At 64.5% G+C, this 18,223-nt stretch carries 18 protein-coding genes; 7 read left to right on the forward strand and 11 right to left on the reverse strand.

Annotated elements, in window-relative coordinates; all coding sequences use genetic code 11:
* From VE092_RS13480 to VE092_RS13500, 5 genes are all read right to left on the reverse strand, one after another.
* Nucleotides 1–548: amino acid ABC transporter ATP-binding protein (locus VE092_RS13480; protein WP_324877626.1), on the reverse strand; the 548-nt coding region annotated here is incomplete at its 3' end.
* 8 nt (nucleotides 549–556) lie between these two features.
* Entirely contained in the window at nucleotides 557–1,309 is a 753-nt protein-coding gene (locus VE092_RS13485) for an amino acid ABC transporter permease (protein WP_006465352.1), read from the reverse strand.
* Nucleotides 1,310–1,438: 129 nt separating this feature from the next.
* Nucleotides 1,439–2,218, reverse strand: coding sequence for a basic amino acid ABC transporter substrate-binding protein (locus VE092_RS13490; RefSeq protein WP_102664372.1), 780 nt, complete (start codon nucleotides 2,216–2,218; stop codon nucleotides 1,439–1,441).
* 257 nt (nucleotides 2,219–2,475) lie between these two features.
* Complete coding sequence (rocF, locus tag VE092_RS13495) at nucleotides 2,476–3,402, reverse strand: arginase (RefSeq protein WP_324877515.1); 927 nt, start codon at nucleotides 3,400–3,402, stop codon at nucleotides 2,476–2,478.
* A 190-nt stretch (nucleotides 3,403–3,592) separates the two neighbouring features.
* Nucleotides 3,593–5,494 carry a potassium transporter Kup gene (locus VE092_RS13500; RefSeq protein ID WP_324877517.1) on the reverse strand — a complete coding sequence of 634 codons (1,902 nt, stop codon included), beginning with the start codon at nucleotides 5,492–5,494 and terminating at the stop codon, nucleotides 3,593–3,595.
* A 452-nt stretch (nucleotides 5,495–5,946) separates the two neighbouring features.
* Here VE092_RS13500 and VE092_RS13505 point away from each other — a divergent pair, with 452 nt between their 5' ends.
* Genes VE092_RS13505 through VE092_RS13520 form a run of 4 tightly spaced genes read left to right on the forward strand, consistent with a single transcriptional unit; the run spans nucleotide 5,947 to nucleotide 9,733 of the window.
* Complete coding sequence (locus VE092_RS13505; RefSeq protein WP_324877519.1) at nucleotides 5,947–6,987, forward strand: ABC transporter substrate-binding protein; 1,041 nt, start codon at nucleotides 5,947–5,949, stop codon at nucleotides 6,985–6,987.
* Nucleotide 6,988: 1 nt separating this feature from the next.
* On the forward strand, nucleotides 6,989–8,014 hold the full coding sequence (locus tag VE092_RS13510) for an ABC transporter substrate-binding protein (RefSeq protein WP_414653489.1): 1,026 nt from the start codon (nucleotides 6,989–6,991) through the stop codon (nucleotides 8,012–8,014).
* Nucleotides 7,995–8,858, forward strand: a complete 864-nt coding sequence (locus VE092_RS13515) for an ABC transporter ATP-binding protein (protein WP_324877521.1) — start codon at nucleotides 7,995–7,997, stop codon at nucleotides 8,856–8,858. Before VE092_RS13510 ends, VE092_RS13515 begins: the two co-directional genes overlap by 20 nt.
* Nucleotides 8,859–8,866: 8 nt before the next feature.
* The gene (locus VE092_RS13520; protein WP_324877523.1) at nucleotides 8,867–9,733 is read left to right on the forward strand and encodes an ABC transporter permease; all 867 of its coding nucleotides are present in this window, start codon (nucleotides 8,867–8,869) and stop codon (nucleotides 9,731–9,733) included.
* 32 nt (nucleotides 9,734–9,765) lie between these two features.
* Here the strand turns inward: VE092_RS13520 and VE092_RS13525 are convergent, their stop codons facing one another.
* Both VE092_RS13525 and VE092_RS13530 read right to left on the reverse strand, forming a co-directional pair.
* Nucleotides 9,766–10,338 (reverse strand): methylated-DNA--[protein]-cysteine S-methyltransferase, encoded by a 573-nt coding sequence (locus tag VE092_RS13525; protein ID WP_006465344.1) that lies wholly within the window; start codon nucleotides 10,336–10,338, stop codon nucleotides 9,766–9,768.
* 127 nt (nucleotides 10,339–10,465) lie between these two features.
* Nucleotides 10,466–10,816: a hypothetical protein gene (locus VE092_RS13530; RefSeq protein WP_324877525.1), complete on the reverse strand. Its 351-nt coding sequence runs from the start codon at nucleotides 10,814–10,816 to the stop codon at nucleotides 10,466–10,468.
* Nucleotides 10,817–11,163: 347 nt separating this feature from the next.
* Between VE092_RS13530 and VE092_RS13535 the strand changes: the two genes are divergently transcribed.
* Nucleotides 11,164–12,369, forward strand: a complete 1,206-nt coding sequence (locus VE092_RS13535) for a threonine ammonia-lyase (protein ID WP_324877526.1) — start codon at nucleotides 11,164–11,166, stop codon at nucleotides 12,367–12,369.
* 23 nt (nucleotides 12,370–12,392) lie between these two features.
* Here VE092_RS13535 and VE092_RS13540 read toward each other — a convergent pair whose 3' ends face one another.
* The 3 genes from VE092_RS13540 to VE092_RS13550 are packed head-to-tail and all read right to left on the reverse strand — an operon-like array spanning nucleotide 12,393 to nucleotide 14,748.
* Nucleotides 12,393–12,677 carry a DUF6587 family protein gene (locus tag VE092_RS13540; RefSeq protein WP_324877527.1) on the reverse strand — a complete coding sequence of 95 codons (285 nt, stop codon included), beginning with the start codon at nucleotides 12,675–12,677 and terminating at the stop codon, nucleotides 12,393–12,395.
* Nucleotides 12,674–14,500, reverse strand: a complete 1,827-nt coding sequence (gene feoB / locus VE092_RS13545) for a ferrous iron transporter B (RefSeq protein ID WP_324877529.1) — start codon at nucleotides 14,498–14,500, stop codon at nucleotides 12,674–12,676. Before feoB ends, VE092_RS13540 begins: the two co-directional genes overlap by 4 nt.
* The gene (locus VE092_RS13550) at nucleotides 14,497–14,748 is read right to left on the reverse strand and encodes a FeoA family protein (protein WP_324877531.1); all 252 of its coding nucleotides are present in this window, start codon (nucleotides 14,746–14,748) and stop codon (nucleotides 14,497–14,499) included. The genes feoB and VE092_RS13550 overlap by 4 nt, the downstream gene beginning before the upstream one ends.
* Nucleotides 14,749–15,283: 535 nt before the next feature.
* Here VE092_RS13550 and VE092_RS13555 point away from each other — a divergent pair.
* Nucleotides 15,284–15,775, forward strand: a complete 492-nt coding sequence (locus tag VE092_RS13555) for a hypothetical protein (protein ID WP_324877533.1) — start codon at nucleotides 15,284–15,286, stop codon at nucleotides 15,773–15,775.
* A 39-nt stretch (nucleotides 15,776–15,814) separates the two neighbouring features.
* On the opposite strand, the gene VE092_RS13560 is transcribed toward VE092_RS13555, so the two are convergent.
* The gene (locus VE092_RS13560; protein ID WP_324877535.1) at nucleotides 15,815–16,717 is read right to left on the reverse strand and encodes a LysR family transcriptional regulator; all 903 of its coding nucleotides are present in this window, start codon (nucleotides 16,715–16,717) and stop codon (nucleotides 15,815–15,817) included.
* Nucleotides 16,718–16,855: 138 nt separating this feature from the next.
* Between VE092_RS13560 and VE092_RS13565 the strand changes: the two genes are divergently transcribed.
* A complete protein-coding gene (locus tag VE092_RS13565) occupies nucleotides 16,856–18,112 on the forward strand; it encodes an MFS transporter (RefSeq protein WP_324877536.1) in 1,257 nt (418 codons plus the stop codon).
* The last annotated feature ends 111 nt before the right edge of the window (nucleotides 18,113–18,223 follow it).

The following is an 18,223-nucleotide window of genomic DNA, read 5'->3' on the forward strand; positions in this document are numbered from 1 at the left end:
GCCAGTTGCTTCATCACGCTCAATACCTCGCCCACCAGTTCCGGGTCCAGCGCCGAGGTCGGCTCGTCGAACAGCATCACCTTGGGTTCCATCGCCAGCGCACGGGCAATCGCCACGCGCTGTTGCTGGCCACCCGAGAGCTGGTTGGGGAAGGCATCGATCTTGTCCAGCAAACCCACCTTCTGCAACAGCTTCTCGGCCACCAGCACCGCCTCGCGGCGCGACAGGCTCTTCACCTGCATGGGCGCCATGATCAGGTTTTCCAGCACCGTCATGTGCGGGAACAGGTTGAAGCGCTGGAACACCATGCCCAGGCGGGCGCGCAATGCATTGAGATCGACCCGGGCATCGTTGAGCTTGATGCCTTCGATGAAGATATCGCCATCGCTGACCTCCTCCAGACCATTGAGGCAGCGCAGGAAGGTACTCTTGCCCGAGCCCGAAGGCCCGATCACGCAGACCACTTCGCCGGCCCTGATCTCGCAGTCGATACCGCGCAGGATATGCGCCTGGCCGAAGCGCTTCTGGAGTTGATCGACCTTGATCATCGTCGTGCTCATCGTGCATCCCCCTTGCCGTAACGGGCTTCCAGGTGGCGCACCAGCGCCGACAGGGCCAGCGTGATGACCCAATAGATCACCGAGATGGTGAGGTAAGGCTCCCAGTAGCGGGCATAGGCACCGGACACCGTGCGCGCCGCATAGGCCAGTTCAGCCAGGCCGATGGCCGAGGCCAGCGAGGAATCCTTGACGATGGCAATCGCATTGTTGCCCAGCGGCGGCAGCATGCGGCGGAAGGCCTGGGGCAGCACGACCTTGCGCAGCGTAGCCATGTAGGTCATGCCCAGCGAACGCGAGGCCTCGCTCTGGCCACGGTCGATGGACTGGATGCCGGCGCGGAAGATCTCCGACACATACGCCCCCGAGTTGAGCGTGATGGCCAGCACCGCCGAAGCGAAGGCGCCGTAGTGCGAACGGATCTCGCGGGCCAGGTCACCGGAGAGGATCAGCCCGCCGCTGGGGTTGATCAGCACCGGCATGAGCGCGAAATGGATCAGCAGGATCTGCACGAACAGCGGCGTGCCGCGCAGGAAGCTGACGTAGAAGCGGATCGGCCACTGTACGCAGTAGCACAGGAAATATTTCCAGAAACCATGGCGAGCCTCGGCCAGGCGGCCGACGCCCAGCACCAGGCCCCAGCAGGTACCGGCGATGACGCAGATGATCGCGGCCTTGAGGGTCATCCAGGTGCCTTCGACGAACAGGGGCAGGTATTCGCCGATGATTTCCCATTGGAAGAAGGAATTCATGATGAGGTCCGTTCAAACGGAGGAGTTGAGAGCAGAGGGAGCGGGCCACCGCTGCATGGGCGCAGGAGGGTGGCCGTGATCTGGCAGGCAGGCGCAGCACCGGCAAGGTCGCCGGCACTGCGGAGGTGCTTACTTCAGCGGCAGGGTCGGTACTTCGCCATCGAACCAGGTCTTGTAGATCTTGGCGTAGGTGCCATCGGCCACGATCTTGGTCAGGCCGGCGTTGATCTTGTCCAGCAGTTCCTTGTTGCCCTTCTTGACGGCGATACCGAAGTATTGGCGCACGAACTTGGTGTCGCCCACCACCTTGAACTTCTTCTCGGGATGGCTCTTGATGTAGAACTTGATGACGCCGACGTCACCCACGGCGGCGTCCACGCCACCGCGATACAGTTCTTCCAGCATCAGCACGGTGTTGTCGAAGCGGTGGATGGCGGTGCTGGACTTGCCCAGTTCCTCGGAGACCACGATGTCACCGGCGGTGGAATTGACCACGGCGACCTGGGTCTTCTTCAGGTCGGCCAGCGAAGCGATCTTGGCATCGGCATTGGTGATGATGACCTGCTCGGCGGGGAAATACGGCAGCGAGAAGTCCACCATCTGGGCGCGCTTGTCGGTGATGGTGATGCCGGAGATGATGATGTCGCGGTCACCCTGGCCGAGGGTGGCGAAGATGCCTTCCCAGGGCGTACTCACCAGCTGGATCTTGAAGTTGGAGGCTTGCGAAATGGCCTTGATCAGGTCGATGTCGAAGCCGACCAGTTCCTTCTTCGGGGTTTCGAATTCGAAGGGGCGATAGGTACCGCCGGCACCGACCACGTAGGTCTGGTCGGCGGCCAGGGTGCTGCCGGCAGCACAGGACAGGGCCAGCGCGCTGGCGGCGACGGTGAAGAATTTCTTGAACGACATGGGGACCTTCTTTCTGACGGAAAAATGCGCCGCGCCACCAACACGCAGAGGCAAGTTGGGTCAGGCGCGGCAGACGGGCGTTTCCTGGCGGGCGGGAATACACGGGCAAAACCCGCACTGGCCCGCCGGAAGCGGAAAAACCCTGAATAATCCGGCATTCGCCGCAATCCTTCAACCTCAAATTGCAAGCCTGTCGCAATCCCTCAGCAAAACCCAAATTCCATCACCGCATGCAACGATGGCCATGTCATCAGGCGTCAGTAGGGCCCTTCAGGCCGACTGATCAGGGTGGACTTGCCGAACAGGCTTTCCACCAGGTCCACCACCAGCTCCGCGGTCTGGTTGCGTACGTCACAGGCCGGGTTCAGTTCCATCACGTCCAGCGAGGCCAGGCGGCCAGTGTCGGCGATCATTTCCATGCACAGCTGCGCTTCCCGGTAGGTGGGACCGCCGGGCACCGCAGTCCCCACCCCGGGCGCCAGCGCGCTATCCAGGAAATCCACATCGAAACTCACGTGCAGATGGGTATCGGGGCCGATGCCGGCGAGCGCCTGCTCCATGGTCACGCGCATGCCGTGCTCGTCGATATGGCGCATGTCGTAGACGCGCACGCCCAGTTCGCGCAGATGGCGCTTTTCTTCGCGATCCACGCTGCGGATGCCGACCTGGCAGATCTGTTGCGGCTGCAAGGCCGGCACCTGGCCGCCGATGCCGGTCAACTCTGCCGGCCCCACGCCCAGCAGGCAGGCCACGGGCATGCCGTGGATATTGCCGGTCGGGGTGGAATGGCTGGTATTGGCATCGGCATGGGCATCCAGCCACAGCACGCGCAGGTCCTTGCCCTGCTCGCGGCAATGGAGCGCCACGGCGGCAATGGAGCCCACCGCCAGCGCATGGTCGCCGCCCATCAGCAGCGGCACTTCACCCGCGCGCAGGCTGTGCTCCACCGCCGCGTAGACGGTCTGGTTCCATTGCACCACCTGGTCCAGGTGACGCAAACCCTGCACCGGCGGCTGCTGCGGATTGGCCGGACCGGCCAGGTCACCGCCATCGACCACCTCCAGCCCATGCTGCTGCAGGCCGCGCTGCAATTCGGCCACGCGCAAGGCCGCCGGCCCCATCGAGGCACCGCGCCGGCTTGCACCCACATCGGTGGGGGCGCCCATCATTCTGATCTTGTTCATGGCTGTACCGCTCCTTACAGTGAAAACAGTGAATGACCGCTGCCTCGGGCGGCAGGGATCCTTGCAATTGTCCTACGACGGCCCTTCGACGTGCACAGGCCGCATGAATTCCGCCAGCCTCCCTGAGCACAAAGAAAAATGCCGTTCAGCGGTCGGCTGAACGGCATCCTTGCAGCAGCATCGCGGACGGTCAGATCTCGACCTTGGTTCCCAGCTCCACCACCCGGTTGGCGGGGATGTGGAAGAAGTCCGAAGGCTTGGCGCCGTTCTGGTACATCCAGGCGAACAGGCGCTCGCGCCAGAGCGACATGCCCAGCAGCTTGCTCGGCACCACCGTGTCGCGCGCCAGGAAGAAGGAGGTATCCATCAGGTCGAAGTGATGACCGAACTGCTGCTCGGTCAGGGTCATGACCTTTTGCACTTCCGGCGCTTCCTTGAAGCCGAAGGCGGCGCGCAGCAGGTAGACGTCGCCGCCCAGATCCTTCATGGTCAGGCGCTCGCTGTCGGCCACATAGGGCACGTCCCAGATGCTGATCTTGAGGAAGAACACACGCTCATGCAGGATGCGGTTGTGCTTCAGGTTGTGCAACAGCGCGACCGGCACGGTGGCGATGTTACCGGTCATGAACACGGCCGTGCCACCGACCCGGTGCGGCGGGTGCGCCAGCAGGCCCTCGATGAAGGGCTCGATGGGAATGCCGTCATCCTTGATGCGCATGCGCAGCAGCATGCGGCCCGAGTACCAGGTCATCAGCAGGAAGAAGGCGGCGCCGCCGATGACCAGCGGGAACCAGCCGCCCTCGGTGAGCTTGAGCAGGTTGGCAGCGAAGAAGGCGATGTCCACCGTCAGCAGGCAGGCAATGGTCAGCACCACCGCCGAATTGCGCCACTTCCAGATATGCCGCATCACCACCCCCAGCAGCATGGTGGTGATGACCATGGTGGTGGTCACGGCCACGCCATAGGCGGCCGCCAGGTTGTCGGATTTCTTGAAGGCCAGCACCACGGCCACCACCACCACCAGCAACATCCAGTTGATCAGGGGGATGTAGATCTGGCCCTGCTCGTCCTCCGAGGTATGCAGGATGCGCATGCGCGGCACGAAGCCCAGCAGGATGGCCTGGCTGGTCAGCGAGAACGCACCCGAGATCACCGCCTGCGAGGCGATCACGGTGGCACAGGTCGCCAGCACCACCATGGGCAGCACCAGCGGATCGGGGATCATCAGGTAGAAGGGATTCTTGATCGCCTCCGGATTGGCGATCAGGTTGGCACCCTGGCCGAAGTAGTTGATCAGCAGCGAGGGCATGACCGTAAACAGCCATGCGTAGCGGATCGGCTTGATACCGAAGTGCCCCATGTCGGCATACAGCGCCTCGGCCCCGGTCAGCACCAGCACCACCGAACCCAGCACGATGAAGGCCTGCAGCGAGTGCTCGGCCATGAAGTGCACGGCATAGTAAGGATTGATGGCCACCAGCACCTGCGGCGCCTTGGTGATGTTGTACAGGCCCAGCACGGCCAGCGACAGGAACCACAGGAACATCACCGGCCCGAAGAACCGGCCCACCACGCTGGTGCCATGACGCTGGATCAGGAACAGGACCACCACGATCACCAGCGTGAGCGGGATCACCACGTGCGCGGTCTGAGGCGCGGCGATTTCCAGCCCCTCCACCGCCGACAGCACCGAAATGGCCGGCGTGATCACCACGTCGCCATAGAACATGCAGGCGCCGAACACGCCCAGCATCATCAGCAGCTTGGCCCGCGGCGAGCCGGAGACGGCCGAGCGCAAGGACAGCGCCATCAATGCCAGCACCCCGCCTTCGCCGTTGTTGTCGGCGCGCAGCACGAACATCACGTACTTGATGGTCACCACGATGGTGATGGCCCAGAACAGCATGGAGATGATGCCCAGCACCGCGCCCGGGGAAAAGGCGATGCCATGGTCGGGGCTGAAACATTCCTTGAGTGCGTACAGCGGGCTGGTACCGATATCGCCGAACACCACGCCCAGCGCTGCCAGGGTAATCAAGTGGAATTTGGACGACCGGAGGGAAAGACTCGGATTGGTGTGAGATGAACTCATCTTGCTCCCTTGCTTCTTCAAATGAGTGCCAGCGGACAGGGTTCTGGCGTAGGCCGGGCTCACCCCGGGGGCAAGCGACCGTCGGTCCGGGCAGGACGCGTACTTTATCGCACTCTAAGCGCGGTCGGCTCAAAATGCCGCCACCGGCGGCGCCGGCGTTGCGCTCCAGCCTCTTGCTGACGCCGTGGAACTTGACAGGCTGGCCATGTCGCGGTTCCTGAATCGGCCGCCGGAAAAATCTGCATTTCCCGCGCAATCCCTTGGTGGGCAAGGGATTGCGACCTATACGGCGGGCGCATATGAATATGCGGTAATCGAGTTTTTCTTTCTCCCCTGCCCTTTATATACTCCGAACGAATAAAGAACCGCGCTTTTCCATCGTGACGGTTCTAAGCCATGACTTGTCAGCTCCTCCCGGATTCTCCGGCCCGCCATCCACGATACAGGACACCATGACCACTACCCTCTCCCCCCGAGGACGCCTGCGGCGTCTCTTGACCTCCACCCTGGCCGGCGGCCTGGCGCTGACCCTGGCGGCCGCGCCCTTGTTGGCCCGCGCCGAAGGCCAGTTGCGCATCGCCGAGCAGTTCGGCATCGTCTATCTGTTGCTCAACGTGGCGCAGGACCAGCAACTGATCGAAAAGCACGGCAAGGCAGCCGGTGTGGATATCAAGGTGGAATGGCTCAAGCTCTCCGGCGGCTCGGCCGTCAACGACGCCCTGCTGTCGGGTTCGGTGGACATCGCCGGCGCCGGCGTGGGACCGCTGCTGACCATCTGGGACCGCACCCATGGCCGCCAGAACGTACGTGGCGTCGCCTCGCTGGGCAACTTCCCCTACTACCTGGTGAGCAACAACCCCAAGGTCAAGACCATTGCCGACTTCGGCGACAAGGATCGCATCGCCGTGCCGGCCGTCGGCGTCTCGGTGCAGTCGCGTGTGCTGCAGCTGGCCTCGGCCAAGCTGTGGGGTGACGCCCAGTACAACCGGCTGGACAAGCTCAGTATCGCCGTACCGCATCCCGATGCCACCGCCGCCATCATCAGCGGCGGCACCGAGATCACCGGCCACTTCGGCAATCCGCCCTTCCAGGAACAGGAACTGGCGGGCAATCCGAATGCCCACATCGTGCTGAAGTCCTACGACGTGCTGGGTGGCCCGTCTTCGGCCACGGTGCTGTACGCCACCGAGAAATTCCGCAAGGACAATCCCAAGACCTATGGCGCCTTCCTCGGCGCGCTGGAGGAGGCCGCCAGGTTCATCGCCGCCAATCCCGAGAAGGCGGCCGATATCTACCTCAAGGTCAACAAGGGCAATACTGATCGCAAGCTGCTGCTGCAGATCATCACCAACCCCGACGTGCAATTCAAGATCGCTCCGCAGAATACCTACGGCCTGGCCGAGTTCATGCACCGCGTGGGCGCCATCAAGAACAAGCCGGCCTCGGTGAAGGATTACTTTTTCGACGACGCCCACATCCAGGGAGGTAGCTGAGATGCGCCGTCCCTCCTTATCCTCCATCTCGCCCAGATGGCTGGCGGTGCTGGCCGCTGGCGTACTGGCCGCTGGGATATCGACCCAGGCCATGGCCGAAGGCAGCATCCGCATCGCCCAGCAATTCGGCATCGGCTACCTGATCCTGGACGTAGTACAGGACCAGAAACTCATCGAGAAATACGGCAAGCAGGCCGGCCTGGACATCAAGGTCGAATGGACCAGCCTGTCCGGCGCCACCGGCATGAACGAGGCGCTGCTGGCCGGCGCCCTGGACGTGGTCTCGGCCGGCGCGCCACCGGCGCTGGTGCTGTGGGACCGCACACGCGGCCGCCAGAACGTCAAGGCCATCGCTTCCCTGGGCTCCATGCCCAACTACCTGCTGTCGAACAATCCCAACGTCAAGAGCATCAAGGACTTCAGCGACAAGGACCGTATCGCCGTGCCGGCCGCCGGGGTCGGCTTCCAGTCGCGTACGCTGCAGATCGAAACCGCCAAGGTCTTCGGAAAAGAAGACTTCAAGCGCTTCGACAACATCAGCGTGAGCCTGTCGCACCCGGATGCCACGGCCGCCCTGATCGCCGGCGGCTCGGAGATCAACGCCCACTTCTCCAGCCCGCCCTTCCAGTACCAGGCGCTGGAGAACAAGAACGTGCACAAGGTGATCAGCTCCTACGACATCATGGGCGGCCCGGCGACCTTCAACGTGCTCTACACCACCCAGAAATTCCACGACGACAATCCCAAGACCTATCGCGCCTTCTACCAGGCACTGGTGGAGGCCGCCGAATTCGTGCGCAACAACAAGGCCAAGGCGGCCGATACCTTCATCCGCGTGCAGAAGTCCAAGCTGGCACCGGAGTTCGTGCGCAAGATCGTTGAAGACCCGGAAATCCGTTTCACCGTCTCACCCGAGCGCACCTTCGTCTATGCCGAAAAGCTGCATGAACTGGGCGTCCTGAAGAACCGCGCCAGCTCCTGGAAAGACTACTTCTTCGAGGAAGCGTATGCACAACCCGGCAGCTGAGACCGCCAGCGTGAGCGCCACGGCAAGCCTGCAACCCCTGCTTCAGGTGGACCGCGTGAGCCTGCAGTATCGCAGCGCCACGGCGGTGGTGCAGGCGACGCACGAAGTCAGCTTCGATGTGCATCCGGCTGACCGCTTCGTGCTGCTGGGGCCGTCTGGCTGCGGCAAGTCCAGCCTGCTGAAATCGGTGGCGGGCTTCCTGCCGCCGGCCGCCGGCGAGATCCGCCTGGAGGGCCGCACCGTGCGCCAGCCTGGGCCGGACCGCATCGTGGTGTTCCAGGAATTCGACCAGCTGCCACCCTGGAAGACGGTGCTGCACAACGTGATGTTTCCGTTGCTGGCCTCGCGCACCCTGGGCAAGCGGGAAGCCGCCGAACGCGCCCGCCACTACCTCGACAAGGTCGGCCTGACACGCTTTGCGGATGCCTATCCGCATACGCTGTCCGGCGGCATGAAGGCGCGCGTGGCCATCGCCCGCGCCCTGGCGATGCAGCCCAAGATGCTGCTGATGGATGAACCCTTCGCCGCCCTCGACGCCCTGACCCGCCGCAAGATGCAGGATGAACTGCTGGCGCTGTGGGACGAAGTGCGTTTCACGCTGCTGTTCGTGACCCACTCCATCGAGGAAGCGCTGGTGGTCGGCAACCGCATCCTGTTGCTCTCGCCACACCCGGGCCGCGTACGCGCCGAGATCAACAGCCACCAGTACGACCTCTCCAGTTTGGGTGGGGTCGGCTTCCAGCAGACTGCGCAACGCATCCACCGCCTGCTGTTCGACGAAGGTGGCGCCGCTGCCGCGCCCGAGCGCAGCATCAACTTCAGCGACGTCCGTTTCTCCTACTGAATAGCACCATGCCCCAGACTCCCCCCATCCGCGACGAATACGAAGTTCCGCTGACGCCCCTGCCCGGCCTGGTACTGGAGCGCCATTTCACGCTGCCGCAACGCATCTGGCGGCAAGGCTGGGTGCGCAAGGGCGCCATCCTGCTGCTGTTGGCGCTGGTCTGGGAAGCCGTTGCCCGCTGGCAGAACAACGACCTGCTGCTGCCGACCTTCCTGCAGACGGCGCAGGCCTTCGCCGAGGGCATCCGCAGCGGTGAGCTGTTCGGCAAGACCTGGCTGTCGCTGCAGGTATTGCTCAAGGCCTATGTGCTGGGCATCGTCGCCGCCTTCGTGCTGACCACGCTGGCCGTGTCCACCCAGTTCGGACGCGATCTGCTGGGCACCCTGACCTCGATGTTCAATCCGCTCCCGGCCATTGCCCTGCTGCCCATTGCCCTGCTGTGGTTCGGCCTGGGCGAAGGTAGCCTGATCTTCGTGCTGGTGCATTCGGTGCTGTGGGCGCTGGCGGTCAATACCTATGCCGGCTTCCTGGGGGTATCGGACACCCTGCGCATGGCCGGCCGCAACTACGGCCTGCGCGGACTGGGCTTCGTGCTGCAGGTACTGGTGCCGGCGGCCCTGCCCTCCATCCTGGCAGGCCTGCGCATCGGCTGGGCCTTCGCCTGGCGCACGCTGATCGCGGCCGAACTGGTGTTCGGCGCCACCAGCGGCAAGGGCGGCCTGGGCTGGTACATCTTCCAGAACCGTAACGAGCTCTACACCGACAAGGTCTTCGCCGGGCTGGCCATGGTGATCCTGATCGGCCTGCTGGTGGAAAACCTGGTCTTCAATACCCTGGAGCGGGCGACCGTGAAGAAATGGGGCATGCAGCGCTGAAGCGCCACATTCCCCGTAATCATTTATATCGTTTACAGCAGGGAAAGCTGGTTGGGGTCTTCGCGACGACGTGACTGCGCCTTGCGACGCGGATCGATCACCTGGCCGGCATCCTGTCCTTCGGTGGCGATGCCTTCGATGGCCAGCAACAGCTTCTTGACATGCAGGCCGCCGGCAAAGCCAGTCAGCGCGCCGCCCACACCGATGACGCGATGGCAGGGCGCGATGATGGAAATGGGATTGCGGCCATTGGCCGCGCCCACGGCGCGCACCGCCTTTTCATTGCCGAGCTGGCGCGCGATGTCCAGGTAGGTGCGGGTCTGGCCGTAGGGGATGTCCAGCAGCGCCGACCAGACCTGGCGCTGGAATTCGGTCCCCTCGAAGTGCAAGGGCAGCTCGAAGCTGTCACGCTCGCCGGCAAAATATTCGCGCAGCTGCTGTTCGGTCTCCAGCAAGACCGGGCGATCCTCGTCCTCCACCATCTCGCCCAGACGCACGCGCAGGGCGTCATCGTCCTCCCACAGGATAGCCGCCAGGTGATCGCCCCTGGCCACCAGCTTGAGCAATCCGGCCGGAGAGGCCATCAGCTTGTAGGCATATTCCATTCGCATCTCTTCTGTTGCATCGAGGGGGTGATTCTACTGTGCGAAGATGTGGATGGGTGATCCGCTTTTGAAAAGAAACAGGGCGCCGCTTCTGGAGTGGCGCCCTGCATATCAGGCTTGCCTATGATTACACCGTCAGCACCGAATACCCGCTTTCATTGAGGGCGTCATAGACCCGGGTGCAGCTCCTGCAGAACAGGTGGCTGCGCTTGACATGCCGGTGCCGCAGCACCAGTTGCAGGGCCACTCCATCGCAGTGCGGGCAGGCCTCGCGCATGGGTCCCACCGGGACCACGTCGGCGGTGACGAAGCCGGCCGGCGTCATCACGCCCTCGATGACCTCGCGCGGGTCCAGTTCGACCAGTTTCAACAATAGTGGGGAGGTGCGCTGTACGTGGCGCGGGCGGTCGGGCAGGGCGGTGCCGAAGGGCGGCAACGAGGGGGGCCGGACATCCGGATGCCGGGTGGCGATGCTCATGGTGTCTCCTTGGTGAGAACGGCTGAGTCTGATCGGACCTGCAGGAGGAGGAAGGCCTGGCGGCGCTTCCGGGTGTCGCTTCCACTGGGGCGAGAGATCCAGGCGGTGGCGCGACGAATCTTCACTCTAGTCGCCCGATCCACCGACTTCAATGGTATCGGCAAAAGAAATTCGAGGTTGACGAAGCGACAATGCATGGCATCCGGGCCAATCGGAAAATCGACATGTGCAGGCCGTGAATTTTGGAATCGCCAAGTTAAGATTTCGCCTGCTTGGATTTATCGTCATCTTCTGTCCGCCAGCGCGCGGGATGCTACAAACCGGCGCATTGGCCCTACAATCGCAGCATGACGACGCTCAACGATATCGAAGCCGCCGCCCGGCGGCTGCACGGCCAGATCCTGGACACTCCCTGCGTGGAATCACGCACGCTGTCCCAGATCGTCGGCGCCCAGGTCTTCCTCAAGTTCGAGAACCTGCAATTCACCGCTTCCTTCAAGGAGCGCGGTGCCTGCAACAAAATGGTCGACGTTGCCGCCAGCCAGGATGGCGCACGCGGCGTGGTGGCCATGTCGGCCGGCAACCATGCGCAGGGCGTGGCCTATCACGCGCAGCGGCTGGGCCTGCCTGCCACCATCGTCATGCCGCGCTTTACGCCCGGCGTGAAGATCGAGCGCACCCGCGGCTTCGGCGCCAACGTGGTACTGCATGGCGACACCCTGGAAGCGGCACGCGCCCATGCCTACGAGCTGGCCGAGAAGGAGGGCCTGACCTTCGTCCACCCCTATGACGACGAAGCCATCATCGCCGGCCAGGGCACGGTAGCGCTGGAAATGCTCAGGGCGGTGCCGGAGCTGGATTGCCTGGTGGTGGCCATCGGCGGCGGCGGTCTGCTGGCCGGCATGGCCGTCGCGGCGCGCGCCATCAAACCCGAGATCGAGATCGTCGGCGTGCAGACACGGCGCTTCCCGACCATGGTCAATGCGGTCAAGGGCACCGAGCATCCGGTGGGTACCAGCACCATCGCCGAAGGCATCGCGGTCGGCACGCCGGGCACGCTGACCCGCGCCATCATCGCGCGCGAAGCCGATGAGCTGCTGCTGGTGGACGAGGGCGATATCGAACAGGCCGTGCTGATGCTGCTGGAAATCGAGAAGACCCTGGTGGAGGGCGCCGGTGCGGCCGGACTGGCGGCGCTGGTGCGCTATCCGGACCGCTTCCGCGGCAAGCGCGTGGGACTGGTGCTGTCGGGCGGCAACATCGATCCGCTGCTGTTGACCGCCATCATCGAGCGCGGCATGGTGCGCGCCGGTCGCCTGGCACGGGTCAAGGTCAGCTCACGTGACGTCCCCGGCACCCTGGCGCGCATCACCGGCATCGTCGCCGAAGCCGGCGCCAACATCGACGAGGTCCACCACCAGCGCGCCTTTACGCTGCTGGCGGCGCAGAACGTGGATATCGAACTGGTGCTGCAGACCCGTGGCCGGCCGCATCTGGCGCAGGTACTGCAGGCGCTGCGCGCGGCCGGCTTCGAGGCCGAAGAATTACACTGACGGCCAGTCCCGGTCGTGGTTGCCTAGCGGCGGCGATGGAAGCTGATCTTCTGTTCCAGCGGCAGTTGCGTGTCGCCGCCGTCGCCACATCCATCACAGGTACCCCCGCCACAGCCCCCGGTACGGGCCGGGGGCAGGATGCGCCGGCCCAGCGCCTGCCAATGCGCGCCACCTCGCCGCAGCAGCCAGCTGCCGAGCCGTGCCTGCCAGCGCCAGCAGAGCGCAGGCGCCAGCTTGCGCGCCATGTAGATCAGGCTGGCAGCCACCAGCAGGCCAATGATCAGGTATTGCCACCACAAGCTGCTCATGCCAGCCACCCCGCGATCCGGTAGGTAAGGAACGACGCCACATACGCCAGCACGAACATATAGCCGAAGGATAGCGCCACCATGCGCCAGGACTGCGTCTCGCGGCGGATGATGGCCAATGTGGACATGCATTGCGGTGCAAAGGCGAACCACACCATCAGCGACAGTGCACTGGCCAGCGAGATATGCGTGGCCAGGGCGCTCTGCAAGGCCGCGCCTTCGTCGCCGCCAACCGCATAGACGGTCGCCAGCGTGGCCACGGCCGTCTCGCGCGCGGCGAAGGCCGGGATCAGCGACAGACTGATCTGCCAGTTGAAGCCCAGCGGTGCGAACAGGTACTGCAGGCTGTGGCCGATATGGCCGGCGATGGAATAATCGATGGCGGCCTCGGTGGCGCCGGCCGGTGGGGCAGGGAAGGTGCAGATGGCCCACATCAATACCGTCAGCGCCAGCATCACCCCGGTCAGGCGCTTGAGGAAGATGGCACCGCGCTCCCACAAACCCAGCGCGATGTCGCGCCAGTGCGGCAGGCGGTAGGAGGGTAGCTCCATGAGCAGCGCCCGTTCCTGGCGCGCGTGGCCGATGCGCTTGGCTACCCAGGCCACCAGCATGGCGGCGGCGATGCCGGCCACGTACAGGCAGAACAGCGCCAGCCCCTGCAGGTTGAAGATGCCCAGCACCGGACGATGCGGAATGAAAGCGCCGATCAGCAGCGCATAGACCGGCAGACGCGCCGAGCAGGTCATCAGCGGAGCCACCAGGATGGTGGCCAGCCGGTCGCGCGGATCGGTGATGCTGCGGGTCCCCATGATGCCGGGAATGGCGCAGGCGAAGCTGGACAGCAGCGGAATGAAGGATCGCCCGGACAGGCCCACCGAGACCATCAGCTTGTCCAGCACGAAGGCCGCGCGCGGCAGATAACCGGACTCCTCCAGCAGCAGGATGAAGAAGAACAGCACCAGGATCTGCGGCAGGAAACCCAGCACCGTACCCAGCCCGGCCACCAGCCCATCGGTCACCAGGCCGCGCAGCGGCCCCTCGGGCAACCATTCGCCGACCACGCCGCCGAGTGTGCCAAAGCCATCGGCGATGGCATCGGTCATCGGCTTGCCGATGGCATACACCGCCTGGAACACCAGGAACATGGTCAGCGCCAGCAACAGCACCCCCAGCACCGGATGCAGGGCGACACGATCGATCGCGTCATCGCGTCGGTCGGTGGGCGCCGGCATGTCCACGGTGTCGGCCAGCAGGGCGCGTACCTCCACGTGCAAGTCGGCCACCGGCGGTGCGGCTGGCGCAGCAATGGGGGCGCTGCCGTCGATGGCCGCCACCAGGGCCTGGGTGCCGCCGCGCCGTACCGCGATGGTCTCGATAACCGGCATGCCCAGCCGCTGCGACAGCGCCGCCACGTCGATGTGCATGCCGCGCCGGGCGGCGGCGTCCATCATGTTCAGGGCCAGCACCATGGGCCGGCCCAGGCGCCGCACCTCCAGCACGAAACGCAGGTGCAGGCGCAAATTGGTGGCATCGGCCACGCACACGATCAGGTCCGGCACCGCTTCCCCGGGATAGCGTCCCTGCAGCACCGCCTGCGTCACCCGTTCGTCGGGACTGACCGACTGCAGGCTGTAGGCGCCCGGCAGGTCCACCACGCGCACCAGGCGACCGGAGGGCGCGGTGAAGCTGCCGGACTTGCGCTCCACCGTCACTCCGGCATAGTTGGCCACCTTCTGGCGCGCACCGGTCATCTGGTTGAACAACGCGGTCTTGCCGCAATTGGGATTGCCGACCAGGGCGATATTGAGGGCGGGCACGCTCATGCCGCCGCTCCCGCTGCCGACTGCAGGGAAACCCGTTGCGCTTCGGCGCGGCGCAAGGCAAAGCGTGTCGAACCGATCTGTACCACGATGGGATCGCCGCCGAAGGGCGCGGTGGCGACCACCCGCACCGGCTCGCCCGGCACGAAGCCGAGGTCGCGCAGCCGCGCAGCGACCGCATCGGCGGCATGCAGGTCGGCAACATGATCGACGATGGCGGCAACGCCCTTGGCAAGTTCTGTGAGACGCATGATGTTGTTGTTCAGTCGCTGGAATCAGGAACGATTCTCATTATATTGATAGATCCTGATGACTGCCTGACAGCTTCTTCCCCGCCGGCCCCCTCCGATGCCGCTGGGCGCATGCTGCCTCCCCCCTTGATCACATCCGCTTTGGCGCCGTTCTGTCGTCATCTCGCCGGTATTTTGGGCGAGGCGGGTCTCTTCATTGCGCGCTGGGCTGCGACGATATGCCGCAGCTACCGATGCAATCCACACGAAAGTGTTGGAATACAGACAATGAAAAAACGCAACTCTGTGATTTTCTTTTATTATCTCGACAATAAAGTCGCGGAAAGTGTGGCTTCTTCGCGGTATTGACAGAATTTTCCATGCGTAAATTTTTGCAGCGCACTATACTTGTTTCCTTGGGGAAATTCACGCCAGGCCGTGCTGGTCCGGCGTACGGGCACCGGCGATACAACCGCGTGGGGGCGGCATTGCCGGCACGATCGATTCAAGCAGCTTGCTCGGCGCTTGCCAGGGCGGGCTGGGCAACAAGAACAACATGAATCCACATCCAGCAGGTCCAGCCGAGTCAGACATGCCGCAGCAGATGCCGCTGCGCTCGCTGCTGGCCGAAATCAGTGCCTTGACGCTGCACGTGCAGCAACTGAGTCGCATGGCGGGGGAGGCCAGCGCACTCATCGAGAACAGCCAGATGCCGGCACCGCTCGATCCCGAACCGCTGCGTCGAGATGCGCGCCGCCAGCAGGATGACGGACGGGCCGCGCTGGAAGAGGCCATCATGGGCATCTTCGAGGACGTCTTCGGCCCGCGCACCGACACCCTGGAACGCCAGATGAGCATGAGCCTGATCGCCGAGATCGGGCCAGCGGCCTTCGTGCAGAAAGTGCTGTGGGGCGAGGAAATCAGTGACATCGCCCTGACCATTGCCCTGGAACGCATGCTGCCGGCGCTGGAACAGCTGGTCGAAGCCCATCCGCAGGCCTTCCTGCAACAGGCCAATGCGGTGCTGGGGCGCTTCAAGGGCAGCTAACCCTGCCGGCCATCGCAGCTCGCGTGCAATGGCACCGGCCTAGTCGCGTTCGCTGCCGACCCGCCTGAGCGAACGCTGCAGGTGCGCGGCAAAACGCGACGCCGCAATCGACTGCCGGTGGTAGGCCAGCGACAATTGCGCGCGCGGCGCCGGTTCGCGGATATCGATGTAACGCACCTGCGCCAGCTGCACCTGTTCGATGGCTTCCGGCACGATGGAAATGCCCAGACCGGCCGCCACCAGATTGATGGCCGAGGTCAATTGCGGCGCCAGCTGGATCACCTGCGGATCGAAGCCGGCCGCCTGGCAGGCGCTGAAGATATTGTCGTAGAGCGCCGATCCCTTGCCGCGTGGCACCATGATGAAATTCTCCCCGGCCAGATCCTGCAGTCGCAGCGACTTGCGTCGCGCCAGCGGATGCGAACGCGGCAGCGCCACCTTCAGCTTCTCGGCGGGCAGTTCGACCACGCCCAGTTCCGCCGACGGGGTGGTGACGATGCGCACGAAGGCGGCATCCAGTTGCGAGGCCGCGATGTCGGCCAGCAGCTGTTCGGTGATGCCTTCGCTGAGCGAGATCTCCAGCTTGCGGTGCCGCTCGCGGAATTGCTGGAGCGCATGCGAGACCAGTGGATGGAACACCGCCGAGGAAGTAAAGCCCATGCGCAGCAGACCCACCTCGCCGCTGGCCGCCTGCCGTGCCGCGCGCAGCGCCTGTTCGGCATAGTCCACCGCCGTCTGCGCATGCGGCAGCAGGACCCGCCCGACTTCCGACAATTCCACGCCGTGCGAGGTGCGCAGGAACAGCGCGCCACCGATCTCGCGTTCCAGATCCTTGATCTGCATCGACAAGGGCGGCTGGCCAATGCCGACCTTGTCGGCGGCGCGGGTGAAGCTGCGCTGTTCGGCCACGGCCAGGAAGTAACGGAGGTGTCGCAGTTCCATATCGGTTACCTGATATCTGTTTGATAGATGGCGGGGGTAGCTTCCATATATTGGACAATATAGCGCATTTGTCCCAGACTGCTCCTCTCCACAACCCAGGCGGCAGCCCATCCGCGGCGCCACCGCCACCCTCTGGCCATGCAGTCGCTTTCCGATTCCTCTTCCTCCCCGGTCCCGCGCCGGGATCCGTCGGCCACCGTCCCGGCCGCGCGCGGCGCCGTACGCGGCTCGGCCGCCTACCGTCACATCGTACTGGCGCTGTTCTGCTCGGGCTTTGCCACCTTTTCCCTGCTGTACTGCGTACAGCCGCTGCTGCCCGCGTTCGCGCGGGAATTCGATATCGGTGCGGCCAGCGCCTCGCTGGCCTTGTCGCTCTCCACCGGTTTCCTGGCGGTGTCCATCCTGCTGGCGGGCATGGTGTCGGAACGCTTCGGCCGCAAGGAACTGATGTTCGCCTCGCTGGCAACGGCCGCATGCTGCAACCTGCTGGCCGGGGTGGCACCGGACTGGCACCTGATCCTGGTGGCGCGTGCCCTCGAGGGCTTCGCCCTGGGCGGCGTTCCGGCGGTGGCGATGGCCTACCTGGCCGAAGAGATCGATGCCGGCGGCCTGGGTTTCGCCATGGGGCTGTATGTGGGCGGCAATGCCTTCGGCGGCATGGTGGGGCGGGTCGCCATGAGTACCCTGGCCGAATCCTTCGGCTGGCGCCATGCGATGCTGGCCATCGGTGCGCTTGATCTGGTGCTGGCGGTGGTGTTCGTGATGATGCTGCCGGCCTCGCGCAATTTCGTACGCAACGGCACGCTGCGTCTGCGCGATCACCTCGGCCTGTGGCGTCGCCACCTGGGCCATGCCCGCCTGCCGCTGACCTTCGGCATCGCGGCGCTGAACATGGGCATCTTCGCCACCTCGTACAACTATGCGGGCTTTCGCCTGATGAGCCCGCCGTTCTCGCTCTCGGCCACCCTCACCGGGCTCATCTTCAGTGCCTACATCTTCGGCATCGTCTCCTCGTCCTGGGCCGGCGCGCTGGCCGACCGCTATGGCCGTGCACCCCTGGTGGCGGCCGGTATCGGCCTTTCCTGCCTGGGCCTGTTCCTGACCTGCACACCCTGGCTGGCGGTGGTGATCGGCGGCATCGTGCTGCTGACCATCGGATTCTTCACCACCCATTCCGCCGCCAGCAGCTGGGTCGGGCGCATGGCCGGCCAGGGCAAGGGCCACGCCGCTTCGCTCTATCTGCTGGCGTATTACCTCGGTGGCAGCGTGCTGGGTTCGGCCGGCGGCTGGTTCTGGGAACATGCCGGCTGGAACGCAGTGGCCGCCTTCATGCTGCTACAGGTTTTGGGGGCAGCCTGGCTGGCGCGCTGCCTGTGGCGGCAGGGCCGTAACTGAACCAGCTGCGCAGGCAGAAACGACCAGGCCGGCGCAATGCCGGCCTGGTCGTTTTCAGCTTTGACGCGAGAGGCCCTTGTCGCGGACCAGGACCGACCGAGGCTGGAAGAA

Source organism: Herbaspirillum sp. (genome assembly GCF_035644555.1).
Taxonomy (GTDB): domain Bacteria; phylum Pseudomonadota; class Gammaproteobacteria; order Burkholderiales; family Burkholderiaceae_D; genus Herbaspirillum.